Here is a 13,988-nt window from a genome sequence, read left to right on the forward strand (position 1 = left end):
CCCATATAATAACCTCCAGCAGAATAAAAAATACTTTTAAACAATGTTGCTCAATTTAGTTCAATCATCGATGCTCTTCAATAAAATTCTCAACCCACTCTATATCAATTGGCCCGTTAACAACTTTATAGGGACCAGTTCCAACATCAAGCATACGCTCTTCATAAACCGACGCTAAGATTGGTCTACTATCTGAATAAATAGTTATTCGAAAACCATTTTCATTGGAAACATCACTATCCCAGTCGCGGTGCCTCATCCTCTTAACCTGATATTGGCTTAAAAATTCATTAAATTCTTCAACATGTTCTCGTTCATCCGTTCTCCATTTTTCTCCGTGCCCCTCATGAAAGACTAATGCATGTATGTCATCTTCGTCATAGCTAATTACTTGATCTAAACTTTTCTCTCTATACTCATTATAGAAATACAAAGATATGATCAAAACGGGTGTTGCCATAAGAAGTAACGTTAAAGCCTTCCCCTTAGATAAGGCATACTTTAATACTTTTTCTGTTCCATATAAAGTTAATGGAATAATTACAATAAAGTAAATTAAAATAATAGCTAAATTCATTAACCAGTTAGGGTGCGATATTAACATAACTACTGTTCTATAAATAAATGAATTTATAATCAAAAACAACGCGAAAAGCACCCAATACAACAATTTATTACCTATTCAAAACACCCCTTTCCCCACTCCATATTAACATATAATTCCACCCTCTTTGCTGCTTTTTTCAAAAAATTCTAAACAGAAGTGTATAAAAATAAACCGCTAACCACTGATTGGTTAACGGTTTATTACTATTAATTTTCAACTATAAAACCTCGGTCACGAAGGGCTTGTTCAGCTTGGTCGAGTAATTCCTCTTCATCAGCAGCAATCGTATGTAAATGAACGCCACCTGTTAATTCAGATAATAAAGCGGCTTTAGATTGATCAACTTGTGCCTTAAACTTCTTCACATCCACTCGGTTCGAAATGTGAAGCACAGCTTTAAACTCACCGTAAATTGGATGGTCGACTATGACATCTTTAACATAAACACCATGGTCAACTAATATGTTCAACTCTTCTTCTGTTTGTTCTTTATTATGGCAACAAGCTATTGTGCGTTCATACCTTGGTGTATCTTCCTGTTGACTCATGTATATATAACCTTGACTCGTAGACATGATCGGTTCATTTTGAGCCTTTAGTAAAGCAATATCGCCAACAATGACTTGTCGGCTTACTGCATACAGTTCCGAAAGCTCCTTACCTGTTTTAGGTTCAGCAGTTTGTTTGAGTGCATTCAATATTTGTTCGCGTCGTTCATTGCTAGATAATTTCTGTTTCGACATTTATGTCACCTCGCTTATGACTTCGGTTTCAATTAGATGATCTAAATATTGAGCTAAACTGATCACATCCGCTTCAGTCGTATACCGGCCAAAAGAAATTCTAAAAAATTGTCTCGCCGTTTCATCATCAACTTGTAGAGCGACCATCGTATTCGTCTTCTTTTCATATCTGACGTCACACGCACTACCAGTTGATATAGCAAAATTATTACGATTACATTCTAACATAACGTATTGGCCATCCATACGCTCAATTGCCATACCGACTATTGAATCTAATTGGTTACCTTTTTCTGATTCAAAAAAATGTACATACTGTTCGTGGTCCAACGATTGTTTAAAAACATTTCTCAATTTCGCCATATCTTTCGCTTCGTCTTCTAATAAAGTAACCGCTTCTTCACAAGCTGCTGTAAAAGCAACTACACTTGGTATGTCTATTGTATTTCCTTTCAAAATAAAATGAGCGAGTGTTTGTCTTTGAATAGGTTGTTCTTTTAAGTATAATAACCCAATTCCTTTAGGTCCATAAATTTTATGACTTGAAATAGATAAGCTATCAACTAAACTAGCGATATCCGTCAAATCCAACTTACCAAAGCTTTGCACTGCATCCACATGAAGCTTTATATTATTTTGCCGACATAGCTTACTAATTTCTTCAATCGGCTGTATTGTACCAATTTCACCATTTATATGTTGTGTACAAACAATCGCTGTATCTTTTCTTATTAAACGTTTCAAATCATTAATATTGATTACGCCATCTTGATCAAAATAAACGACACTCACTTCATAGCCTTCATTCTTTAACTTCTCCTCTGTCTGTCTAATAGAATTATGCTCACCTGCAGATATGATAATATGGCGTCCTTCAGTTATTTCCTTTAAATGTTCGATCGCTAATAAGTTACTTTCAGACCCACCACTTGTCAAGTAGACTTGTGTTTCATTTGCCCCTATATAAGAACTAAGCTTCTGTTTACATAGCTGTACAATTTGGTAAGCTTCCGTTCCATAATCATGAATACTGTTGGCATTACCATAATACTTTTGGGCCGCTTCAGTGTATGCTGTCAGTGCTGTTTCACTCATCGGTGTCGTCGCAGCGTAATCTAAATAGATCACATAACCCTCTCCCCTAAAATTTGATCAATACTCTTGCTATTTATTTAATAATATGTAAATATAGGTGTCAAGACACATGTATGTTTAGAGGTGTAAAATTGTGAATACAGACATCCTCGTAATAGGAAGCGGGATTGCCGCTCTCCAATTAGCTAATAAATTAGACTCTCAGTATAACGTAACAATAATTACAAAAGGAAAAATGAATGATAGCAATTCGTACTTAGCACAAGGTGGAATAGCTGCTGCAATCGACCAATCTGATGATGTGTTAAGTCATGCTTTTGATACGTTAAAAGCAGGCGAGTATTATAATTTGCCTTCAGTTGTGAAATACATCACAAAGATGGCACCAACTATAGTAAAACAACTGATCGATCAAGGTATGACATTTGACCAAATAGATAATCAACTTATTCTTGGAAAAGAAGGAGCTCACGAACATCGTAGAATCGTACATGCGGGTGGTGATGCTACAGGCAAGTATATGACCGAATCACTAACTAACCAATTAAGTGAACAGGTCAAAGTTTATGAAAATAGTTTCGTCTGTGAATTACTAATAGATCATACTAAGCAACAATGTTGTGGTGCCATATTTATTGATTCAAGCGGAAAGTCACGAACGATTAAAGCAACATACACTGTTTTAGCAACAGGCGGGTGTGGTTCAATTTATAACTTTACATCTAATCACCCAATGGCTTTAGGTGACGGTGTTGTGTTAGCTCACCAAGCAGGTGCAAAAGTATCTGACTTAGAGTTTATACAGTTCCACCCCACTCTTCTATACTCTAACAATCATACATATGGTTTAATCTCTGAAGCTGTACGTGGCGAAGGTGCGGTATTAGTTAATCAAGATGGGCTTCGAATAATGGAAAATATTCATCCATTAAAAGACCTAGCACCACGTCATATCGTCGCACAAACCATATATAACCGCAGATTAAAGGGTGATGAAATCTATTTATCTATTAAACAGATCAACCAATTTCAAAACCGTTTCCCATCAATTAGTCAAATGTGTACAAAGTATGGAATTAACCTAAGTGACGGATTGATCCCAGTGACACCTGGTGCTCATTTTATGATTGGAGGTGTTGAAACCGACATTAAGGGAGAGACGAACGTTTGCAATTTATATTGTATTGGTGAAGTAGCTAATACGCGTTTACATGGAGCCAATCGATTAGCAAGCAACTCTCTGCTAGAAGGACTCGTGATGGGCGATGAACTTGCTAGTCATTTGAATAAACAACCTAAAATACCTATTCCTGAACGAATAGCTACACGGTCACAACTTAAAGTTCCTATATTGCCAAACTTAAAACTATTACAAAACTCCATGATGGAAAACGTCGGCATTATAAGAAAGCGAGAAGAACTCACGAATCAACTTAATTGGTTACACTCTACCATCCAATCTAACCAGCAAACCAATATAAATATGGAAAACTTCAACAAATATGTCGCTTATAAGATGGCTTATTTGATTACACAAGCAGCATTAAAACGTCATGACAGTCTCGGTTGTCATCAAATGGCTGAGCATGAAACTTCAATAAATACTACGGAAAGTAGGGAATATGTTGAACAAGTTTAAGTTAGAAGAAATGTTAAAGACATTTTTTATAGAAGACCTTGGTGATTTAGACGTTACTACAGATTACATTTTTAATGAGAAAGATATAGGAACTTTGACGATCCAGGCAAAAGAGGTTGGGATTTTTTGTGGACAGCTAATTATAGAGTCTGCATACCATCTATTAGATCGTGAAGTAGATGTTACATTGCAAGTTGAAGACGGTGATCGAGTAGAGCCTACACAGGAGATTGCACGTATACACGGCCCTGTTCCAAGCTTACTAAAAGGTGAACGTGTCGTCTTAAACTTAATTCAACGACTTTCAGGTATTGCCACAAAAACGAACAAAGCGGTAAACATGCTAGATTCCGGTTACACTAAAATATCTGACACACGTAAAACAACGCCAGGGCTACGTATGTTAGAAAAATACGCTGTAAGGGTAGGCGGCGGCATTAACCACCGCTTGCGCCTCGATGATGCTGTCATGATTAAAGATAATCATATTGCTTTTGCAGGGTCTATAAGTGAAGCGGTAAATCGTGTTCGCAAAAACATCGGTCATATGGTCAAAATCGAAGTCGAAGCCGAAAATGAACAGCACGTTCTAGAAGCTGTTGAAGCCAACGTCGATGTTATTATGCTCGATAACGTTGAATTAGACCAACTATACAAACTCATTCAACTCATTCCACGGGATATTACGACTGAATTATCAGGTGGGATTGAAATTCAAGATCTACCGAAATACCGTGAGTTAAATATAGATGTCATTTCAATGGGGTGCTTAACCCATCAAATTGAATCACTAGATTTCAGTGCGAACCACCAATTTGAAAAGGAGCGTGTTTAGCAATGTCTTTATTACAACACTTGGAGCAGTCTGTCTCGAAAATTCCTGAGAAGTATAAACAAATGAGTGATGAGGAGTTAGAACAGATCATTATAAACGCTAAAGAACAATTAGGTGATGAATTATTTATTCCTGGTCACCACTATCAAAAAGATGAAGTCATTCAGTTTGCTGATGCAAAGGGTGACTCATTAGAACTAGCGCAAAAATCAGCTCGTACAACAGCAAAACACATTGTCTTTTGTGGTGTTCATTTCATGGCTGAAACGGCTGACATTTTAACGAACAAAGATCAACACGTCTATTTGCCGGACATGAGAGCAGGTTGTTCCATGGCGGATATGGCGGATATTAACCAAACAGAAGTTGCTTGGGAAAGGCTATCTCAGTTAGTTGGAGAAACAATCATTCCTATTACTTACGTTAACTCAACAGCAGCTATTAAATCTTTTGTCGGTAAAAATGGTGGTGCCACCATTACTTCTTCGAATGCTAAAGATATGATGAAATGGGCATTAACTCAAAAAGAAAGAATCTTATTTTTACCAGATCAACACTTAGGTAGAAATACAGCCTATGACTTAGGAATTCCACTGGAACAAATGGCGGTATGGGATCCAATTATGGAAAAACTTCATTATGATGGTGACTTAGATGATTTAAAGGTCATCTTATGGAAGGGGCATTGTTCAGTACACGAAAACTTCACTGTCCCTAATATAAAAGAAGTAAGAGCGAAACATCCTAACATGAATATTATCGTTCATCCAGAATGTACAAGAGAAGTTGTCGCGTTATCTGATGACGCTGGATCTACTCGACATATTATTGAAACGATTGAAAGTGCACCTTCAGGCAGTGAGTGGGCGATTGGTACGGAGATGAATTTAGTCAAACGACTAATTAAAGAAAATCCTGACAAACATATCATTTCATTGAACCCACATATGTGCCCGTGCTTAACGATGAACCGAATTGACTTACCTCATTTAGCTTGGTGTTTAGATTCATTAGCACACGGAGAATCTGTTAACCCTATTGTTGTAGAAGATGATATTAGTCACTTTGCAACAGAAGCGTTAAATCGTATGTTAAACAAGTAAGAGATATAAATTTTGAGCATTGGATATTCATCCAATGCTCAATATAAATTATTTACTCATTATCCAAACCCTCAACAAACTCTTCAATATCAGCCTGATCATTTGTGTGAAGAACAACTCCCTCATGATCTGTTATGATATATGTTGTCGAATTTGTATAAATATTAAGCAGCTCCTCGATATTTCTTACATCATCTTCTGACGTACCTCTTGAGGTTAATAAAGTAAATACATGCTCGCCTTCAGAATCATGATATTGTCCCAATCCATTATCTTCTTCATTAAATGCATGGAGTGCAAATTCACCTTGTTCTACAGTCAGTTCTTGAACTAAGTCTTCTTTAGTATAGGGGATCACGCTTATTCCTTCAGCTGTGTACTTTGTTAATTCCTCATGTTTAGAAATTAGCTCATTGCCTGTAACTAAGTCAGGTGTATAATCCCCTTGAATTTCAACCTCTACCTTTTGAAAGCGCCTCAGCTCTTCAAATGTACTTACTTCACCTTCTATTTCCGCTTCACCGACCATTTCAACCATAAAAGCTTCAATATGCTCTCTTTCACTTTCAACTTTATTGTTAATTTTCTCTTCTTCAGTCAGATGACTTCCTACATATATAACTAATGTTTCGTTCTCTTGATCAATACCGTGTATTTTACCATCAACTGTCTCAGTTTCGACACTTTGACACCCAGACAAAAACAAAATTAAAACAGCTACTACAGTTATGTAAAACTTCATACTCTCACCCTTTAATTTTATAAATCAAAATCAAGCATATCACTAAATGTAAATACTGTTAATATAATCTCCAAATTATAAGCCCAACCAATTTGTCCATATTAATAATAAAATAACATAAACTATATAATAATATGAGACAACATTTTGAAAACAAAAATGGAGGGTTGTCATGTTACAGTATAAAGTGTTTAACTACACATTTAAAAACTTAAAAGAAAAAAACATGACGTTTGAACAGGTTTTTGACCATATTTTACACTTTATCCGCCGAGATCCGAGTGGTAACTTTAAGTTAATGATTGGTACGGATTCACAAGTTCACAAAAACCATACGACTTTCATTACCGGTATTGTTATTCAAAATGAAGGTAAAGGCGTTTGGGCATGCTTAAGAAAGGTGAGAATTACAGATAAAATTACGAATTTACATCAAAAGATCTCATACGAAACTTCGTTATCAGAAGATGTCTTCTCAATGTTTAATCAAGAGCGCAAAGATGCGATGTACGAAATCGTACTACCTCATGTTGACCATGGTGCTAGTTTCACTATTGAAGGGCATATTGATATTGGTGGAGGTATACGGAATAAGACGAGTATGTTCATTAATGAAATGGTGGCACGTATTGAGTCGTTAGGTGCAGAACCTAAAATTAAGCCTGAAGCGTTTGTTGCAAGCAGTTATGCGAACCGCTATACGAAGTAAAAATGTAACTAAGTTAAATATACTTTTAAAGCTACCATATTGTGGTGGCTATTTCGTATGACAATACATATAAAAAACCAAGCACGAGGCTTGGTTTTAATTAAATATCACTTTTCTTATATGATCGCTTCAGTATTAAATACTGTTCAATCTCATTAAGCAATAGATACAAATTAGCTCTTTGTTCGAACGTTTCGCGGTCATCTGGCAAGTCTTCTTTATTGAATTTCTTCCTTATTTGATTCAATTTCTCTAAATATTTTACTGCTGTATTACCTGGATGGACATGATCAGCCAACTCTTCAAAAAGCTCACCAATGTAATTATACTCATCTTCTGTTGCATCGACCCGGCTAATCAGTGGTAACATACGCTCTAAAATATCAAATTGTTTTTCTCGCATATGAAAATAATGATAAAAAGGGTGATGCCTTCTTAACAAGTGATTCTCTACATCTCGTGATGCTAATTCATTTGCGTCTTCAATTAATCTTGCTGTCTCAGTAATTTCATGCCCAGACCAGTAATATTCACCAGTCTTTAAATAATTAGCAATTTCTCTTAAGATCTTTGAGAAATTCTCCTCTAATTCATCCCGTATTTTCTCCAACTCAGAATCTAAACTAGGCATATACATATTTAAGATTAACGCAACACCAAGCCCAACTGTAAGTAGCACAATTTCATTCAGTACAATTGATACAGATAAGGCCCCTTCTCCATATAAATGTAGTATGATGACAGTGCTTGTAATAATCCCTTCTGTAATTCCTAACTTAACTGTAATTGGAATAAAAATTATTAAGATAAGTCCAATAACTAGCGGGTTGTATGCTATTAGTTCAAAAAGCAAGCCAGCTACAGCGATTCCAATCATACAAGCGTAAAAACGGTACCACGCTGTTTGTAGCGACCGTTGCCTAGTAACTTGAATACATAGAATCGTTAGTATTGCAGCCGAAATAGCATTATCTAATTGTAATGCTTGAGCAATCATAATCGCTACAGGCGCACCTATTGCTGTTTTTATCGTTCTAGATCCTACCTTGAACATGTTCGATCCTCTTCCTCTTTTCCTCTAATTATGTATGTTTAATATACCATAATTTACCCGCATCAATCGTTTTATAATCTTCTAAACATAAAAAAAGGTGGTACAGTATACCACCTTAATGACTATTAATATTCTTCACAATGTTCGTCGAATAGATTTTGTAGTTGTTGTACAACTTCTACTGGTGTTGAACTTTCAACTTCGTGACGCTCAATCATTGTTACAATCTTACCATCTTTCATTAATGCAAATGATGGTGAAGATGGCGGGAAACCTTCAAAGTAGCTTCTTGCTTGCTCTGTTGCTTCACGATCTTGACCAGCAAACACTGTAACTAAGTGATCTGGACGATAATCATAATGAATAGCGTTAGCTGCAGCTGGACGTGCAACTCCACCAGCACAACCACAAATTGAGTTTACCGCAACTAAAGTAGTTCCTTCACGAGTTAAAGCTTGATCGACTTCTTCAGGTGTTGTTAACTCTTCATAGCCTGCTTCTGTAATTTCTGTTCTTGCTTGGTTGACGAAATCTTGCATATAAATGTTAAAATCCATGGCGCATGGCTCCCTTTTATTTAATATTACCATTCTAATAATATCAACATTTCAGACTTGTTTCAAATTGTCTGCAATGACTATAATGAAAAAACTACCTTGTAAACACCATCAGTGATGATGACAAGGCAGTTTTTATTCTATTTCATTAGTAAATAGAAGTATTTTCTTCTGACATGTTCTCTAAAATTTCTTTAACACGCTGTAAGAAGTTACCGCAAATTAAGCCGTCTAGAACACGGTGGTCTAATGATAAACATAAGTTCACCATGTCACGTGGGGCAAACATACCATCAATGTAAACAGGGCGTTTTACAATTGATTCTACTTGTAGGATCGCTGCTTGTGGATGATTAATGACACCCATCGATTGTACTGAACCGAATGAACCAGTATTGTTCACTGTAAACGTTCCACCTTGCATATCATCATTTGTTAATTTACCGTCACGTGCTTTCGTTGCTAGTTCTACAACGTCTTTAGCAATGCCTTTGACACTCTTATCATCAGCATGTTTAATGACAGGTACAAATAATTGATCATCACTAGCTACAGCAATTGATAAATTAATGTCTTTCTTTTGAATAATCTTATCGCCTGCCCACATACTGTTCAGCTGAGGATATTCTTTTAACGCTTGTGCGACAGCTTTTACGAAAAACGCAAAGTACGTTAATGAATAACCTTCTTTTTGTTTAAACTCATTTTTCTTACTGTCACGGAATTTAACTAAGTTCGTAACATCTACTTCAACTGTCATCCATGCGTGTGGAATTTCAGTTTTTGATTTAACCATATTCTGAGCAATTGCTTTACGTACACCTGAAACTGGGATCTCCACATCACCTGGTTGTGCACTTGCTGTAGGCTGACCAGATGGAGCTGTTTTAGGTGCCTGTTGAGCTGATGCAGCTGGTTGTTCTGTTTGCTCTGCTTTTGGTGCTTCTTGTGCTTGTGGAATTTCACCAGAATCAATGACTTTCTCTAAATCTTTACGTGTAATACGGCCACCTTTACCTGAGCCGGTTACTTGATTTAAGTCGATGTCATTCTCTTGCGCTAGTTTTAAAACAGCTGGTGAGTAACGTTTTTTCATTGGTTGTTCTTCATCAGACTGTTCATTAGAAGTCGTGCTTTCTTCTTTTTCAGTTGTTGTTGAAGATTGTTCGCCTGAATCTTCACTCGAACCACCTTCAGTTTCCATATAACAAATTAAACCGCCTACTTCAATAGTGTCACCTTCTTGCGCAACAAGTTCTTTAATAGTTCCTGTGAACGAGGAAGGGACTTCAGCGTTTACTTTATCCGTCATTACTTCTGCAATTGGGTCGTACTTATTGACTGTATCGCCAACCTGTACTAGCCATGAACTAATCGTACCTTCAGTTACACTCTCACCTAACTGAGGCATCGTTACTTTTTCGACCGCCATTGGTGTTTACCTCCTTTTATTACAAAATAAACGAATTAAAATTCAGCTAATTCGCGCATTGCTTTCTCGAGTTTATCAGGGTTAAGCATGAAGTATTTCTCCATAGTCGGTGCATATGGCATAGACGGTACATCTGGTCCAGCTAGTCGTTGGACTGGAGAATCTAGATCAAATAGACAATTTTCCGAAATGATCGCAGATACTTCACTCATAATGCTTCCTTCTTTATTGTCCTCTGTTACAAGAAGTACTTTACCTGTTTTCTTAGCCGCTTCAATGATCGCTTCTTGATCTAACGGATAAACCGTACGTAAGTCTAAAATATGTGCTGAAATACCTTCTTCAGCTAATTTTTCTGCAGCTTCTAAAGCAAAGTGAACACATAAGCCATAAGTAATGATAGTAATGTCATCACCTTCACGTTTAACGTCAGCTTTACCGATTGGTAATACGTAATCATCTTCTGGTACATCACCTTTAATTAAACGATAAGCACGCTTATGTTCAAAGAATAAGACAGGGTCTTCGTCACGAATCGCTGCTTTAAGTAATCCTTTAGCATCATAAGGAGTTGAAGGCATGACGATCTTCAAGCCTGGCTGGTTAGCAAAAACAGCTTCTACTGATTGTGAGTGATATAACGCACCGTGTACGCCACCACCGTAAGGAGCGCGAATAACCATTGGACAGTGCCAATCATTATTCGAACGGTAACGAATGCGGGCTGCTTCTGAGATGATTTGGTTTACAGCTGGCATAATGAAATCGGCAAACTGCATCTCTGCAATTGGGCGCATACCATACATAGCAGCACCAATACCAACACCTGCAATCGCAGATTCTGTTAGTGGTGTATCAAGCACTCTTGCTTCGCCAAATTGGTCATATAAACCATCTGTTGCTTTAAATACGCCACCTTTTTTACCAACATCTTCACCAAGAACAAATACTTTATCATCGCGTTCCATTTCCTCTTGCATTGCCTTCGTAATTGATTGAATATAAGACATTACAGGCATAATTATTCCCCTCCCTCTTCAGCATACACATACTTCAGCGCATGTTCTGGTTCTGCATACGGAGCGTTTTCAGCTTCATCAGTTGCTGTATTAATCTCATCATCTAACTCTTTATTTAACGCTTCTTCCTTTTCCTCTGTTAATACACCAACATCTCTTAAATATTGAGCAAAAGAAATTAAGTTATCTTTCTTCTTCATTTCTTCTAGCTCTTCTTCTGTGCGATAAGCTTTATCATTGTCATCACTTGAGTGAGCAGTTAAACGTTCAGTCATCGCCTCAACAAGTGTTGGACCTTCACCATTCATCGCCCGTTCATGCGCTTCTTTAACGACTTTGTAAACTTCTAAAGGATCATTTCCGTCAACTTGATACCCTGGCATACCATATGCAACACCACGATCAGCAACTGATTTACTTGCAACTTGGCGCTCTAACGGTACAGAAATCGCATACTTATTGTTTTCCACCATCGTAATGACTGGTAACTTATGAACACCTGCGAAGTTTAAACCTTCATGGAAATCACCTTGGTTAGAAGAACCTTCACCTAATGTTACAAATGAAGCAATTTCTTCTCCTTCCATTTTTGCCGCTAAAGCCACTCCTACAGCGTGTGGAAGTTGTGTTGTAACTGGAGAAGAACCAGTTAAAATTCTATTTTTCTTCTGTCCGAAGTGTCCTGGCATTTGACGTCCACCAGAGTTTGGGTCATCTGCTTTTGCAAATGCTGCTAGAAACAACTCTTTTGTCGTCATACCAAAAGCTAATACAACACCTAAATCACGATAATAAGGAGCCGCATAGTCCTTATCACGGTTTAATGCATAACTTGCTCCTACTTGTGCTGCTTCTTGACCTTGACAAGAAATAACGAATGGAATTTTACCTGCACGGTTTAAAAGCCACATTCTTTGGTCAATCTTTCGTGCTAAAAGCATCGTGCGGTACATGTCTAACGCTTGATCATCTGATAAGCCTAAATCTTGGTGACGATTTTCTACTTTACCCATAAGTATACCTCCCTTTAATTAACCATGAATTTGTTTTCCATCAACAGCTAATGCTGCTTCGCCTATAACTTCAGATAACGTTGGATGAGGGTGAATCGTTTCCCCAATCTCCCATGCTGTAGCATCTAAAACCATCGCTAAACCAGCTTCTGAGATCATATCAGTAACGTGAGGTCCAATCATGTGAACACCTAAAAGATCTTCATTATCTTCATTCGTGATGATTTTAGCAAATCCTTCTTTTTCACCATGTACTAGTGCTTTACCAACCGCTTGGAATGGGAATTTGCCTACCTTAACGTTATAGCCTTGTTCTTTAGCTTGGTTTTCTGTTAAACCGACACTTGCCATTTCAGGGTTAGAATAAATACAAGAAGCTACATGGTTGTAGTCAATCGGTTCTGGATTTTCGTTAGCAATATGTTCAACAGCTAAAATACCTTCATGTGATGCAACGTGAGCTAACTGCATGCCCCCAATAACATCACCAATTGCATATATATGTGATTCTTTCGTTTGGCAATTTTGATTTACTTTAATAGCACCGTTTTCAACAACAATATCTGTATTTTCTAGCCCAATATTATCAACAATAGGCGCTCTTCCAACCGAAACTAACATACGGTCTGCTTCAAACGTTTGATTTTCTCCATTAACCTCTGCTTCTACTTTAATACCGTCAGACTTTTCAAGTGAATCAGGTAAAACTTTAGCACTTGTCACTATTTTAATACCTTTTTGTTTAAGCGCTTTTTCCGCTTCTTTAACAACATCGTGGTCTTCAGTTGGCAAGATTTGATCCATAAACTCGATCACCGTTACATCAACACCAAAGTCAGCTAACATTGAAGCCCATTCGATACCAATAACACCTCCACCAACGATGGCAATTGAGTTAGGTAAAGATTCCATCTGTAATGCTTCATCTGAAGTCATAACTGTTTCACCATCGACTTCAAGACCAGGTAATGTTTTCGGCTTTGAACCAGTTGCGACAATAACATTTTTAGGGACAATCATTTCATTTTCTTCACCGTTGTTCATTTCTACTGAAATTGTACCAGCCGTTGGTGAGAAAATACTTGGTCCTAAAATGCGACCGTGACCTTCAAAAACGTCAATTTTACCTTTTTTCATTAAACCTTGAACACCTTGGTGTAATTGATCGATAATTTTTTGCTTGCGTTCTTGTACTTTAACGAAATTAAGCTTTGTATTTTCTGTTTCTACACCGTAACTTAATGCATCTTGTGTTTGTTTAAATACTTCTGCACTTCTAAGTAATGATTTTGACGGAATGCAACCTCTATGTAGGCATGTTCCTCCTAGGTCTCCCTTTTCAACCATTGCAACTTTTAAACCAAGTTGACTAGCTCGGATGGCAGCGACATAACCACCTGTACCGCCACCGAGTATGGCAACATCGTATTCTTTTGCCAT

At 37.2% G+C, this 13,988-nt stretch carries 14 protein-coding genes; 4 read left to right on the plus strand and 10 right to left on the minus strand.

Features of this window, described 5'->3' with window-relative positions; all coding sequences use genetic code 11:
* Window positions 1-64 precede the first annotated feature (64 nt).
* From AHA02nite_RS05085 to AHA02nite_RS05095, 3 genes are all read right to left on the minus strand, one after another.
* Entirely contained in the window at window positions 65-646 is a 582-nt protein-coding gene (locus AHA02nite_RS05085; protein WP_218025401.1) for a hypothetical protein, read from the minus strand.
* 167 nt (window positions 647-813) lie between these two features.
* Window positions 814-1,350 (minus strand): transcription repressor NadR, encoded by a 537-nt coding sequence (locus AHA02nite_RS05090; protein WP_146815013.1) that lies wholly within the window; start codon window positions 1,348-1,350, stop codon window positions 814-816.
* Window positions 1,351-2,478 carry an IscS subfamily cysteine desulfurase gene (locus tag AHA02nite_RS05095; RefSeq protein ID WP_146815015.1) on the minus strand — a complete coding sequence of 376 codons (1,128 nt, stop codon included), beginning with the start codon at window positions 2,476-2,478 and terminating at the stop codon, window positions 1,351-1,353.
* A 100-nt stretch (window positions 2,479-2,578) separates the two neighbouring features.
* Between AHA02nite_RS05095 and nadB the strand changes: the two genes are divergently transcribed.
* Genes nadB through nadA form a run of 3 tightly spaced genes read left to right on the plus strand, consistent with a single transcriptional unit; the run spans window position 2,579 to window position 6,022 of the window.
* Entirely contained in the window at window positions 2,579-4,084 is a 1,506-nt protein-coding gene (gene nadB, locus AHA02nite_RS05100; protein ID WP_170235972.1) for an L-aspartate oxidase, read from the plus strand.
* Window positions 4,071-4,919: a carboxylating nicotinate-nucleotide diphosphorylase gene (nadC, locus tag AHA02nite_RS05105; protein ID WP_146815019.1), complete on the plus strand. Its 849-nt coding sequence runs from the start codon at window positions 4,071-4,073 to the stop codon at window positions 4,917-4,919. Before nadB ends, nadC begins: the two co-directional genes overlap by 14 nt.
* A 2-nt stretch (window positions 4,920-4,921) precedes the next feature.
* The gene (gene nadA / locus AHA02nite_RS05110; protein WP_146815021.1) at window positions 4,922-6,022 is read left to right on the plus strand and encodes a quinolinate synthase NadA; all 1,101 of its coding nucleotides are present in this window, start codon (window positions 4,922-4,924) and stop codon (window positions 6,020-6,022) included.
* Between the two features lie 52 nt (window positions 6,023-6,074).
* On the opposite strand, the gene AHA02nite_RS05115 is transcribed toward nadA, so the two are convergent.
* Entirely contained in the window at window positions 6,075-6,764 is a 690-nt protein-coding gene (locus AHA02nite_RS05115) for a hypothetical protein (RefSeq protein ID WP_146815023.1), read from the minus strand.
* Window positions 6,765-6,936: 172 nt separating this feature from the next.
* Between AHA02nite_RS05115 and AHA02nite_RS05120 the strand changes: the two genes are divergently transcribed.
* Window positions 6,937-7,473, plus strand: coding sequence for a ribonuclease H-like YkuK family protein (locus AHA02nite_RS05120; protein WP_146815025.1), 537 nt, complete (start codon window positions 6,937-6,939; stop codon window positions 7,471-7,473).
* 100 nt (window positions 7,474-7,573) lie between these two features.
* On the opposite strand, the gene AHA02nite_RS05125 is transcribed toward AHA02nite_RS05120, so the two are convergent.
* The 6 genes from AHA02nite_RS05125 to lpdA all read right to left on the minus strand — a co-directional run bounded on the left by AHA02nite_RS05125 (window position 7,574) and on the right by lpdA (window position 13,988).
* Window positions 7,574-8,527 (minus strand): aromatic acid exporter family protein, encoded by a 954-nt coding sequence (locus AHA02nite_RS05125; protein ID WP_146815027.1) that lies wholly within the window; start codon window positions 8,525-8,527, stop codon window positions 7,574-7,576.
* Window positions 8,528-8,652: 125 nt separating this feature from the next.
* Complete coding sequence (locus AHA02nite_RS05130; RefSeq protein ID WP_146815029.1) at window positions 8,653-9,084, minus strand: BrxA/BrxB family bacilliredoxin; 432 nt, start codon at window positions 9,082-9,084, stop codon at window positions 8,653-8,655.
* Between the two features lie 148 nt (window positions 9,085-9,232).
* Window positions 9,233-10,516 carry a dihydrolipoamide acetyltransferase family protein gene (locus AHA02nite_RS05135; protein WP_146815031.1) on the minus strand — a complete coding sequence of 428 codons (1,284 nt, stop codon included), beginning with the start codon at window positions 10,514-10,516 and terminating at the stop codon, window positions 9,233-9,235.
* 35 nt (window positions 10,517-10,551) lie between these two features.
* The gene (locus tag AHA02nite_RS05140; RefSeq protein ID WP_146815032.1) at window positions 10,552-11,535 is read right to left on the minus strand and encodes an alpha-ketoacid dehydrogenase subunit beta; all 984 of its coding nucleotides are present in this window, start codon (window positions 11,533-11,535) and stop codon (window positions 10,552-10,554) included.
* 2 nt (window positions 11,536-11,537) lie between these two features.
* Window positions 11,538-12,548 carry a thiamine pyrophosphate-dependent dehydrogenase E1 component subunit alpha gene (locus tag AHA02nite_RS05145; RefSeq protein WP_146815034.1) on the minus strand — a complete coding sequence of 337 codons (1,011 nt, stop codon included), beginning with the start codon at window positions 12,546-12,548 and terminating at the stop codon, window positions 11,538-11,540.
* A gap of 18 nt (window positions 12,549-12,566) precedes the next feature.
* On the minus strand, window positions 12,567-13,988 hold the full coding sequence (gene lpdA, locus AHA02nite_RS05150; RefSeq protein WP_146815036.1) for a dihydrolipoyl dehydrogenase: 1,422 nt from the start codon (window positions 13,986-13,988) through the stop codon (window positions 12,567-12,569).

It is taken from the genome of Alkalibacillus haloalkaliphilus (genome assembly GCF_007991275.1).
Lineage (GTDB): Bacteria > Bacillota > Bacilli > Bacillales > Alkalibacillaceae > Alkalibacillus > Alkalibacillus haloalkaliphilus.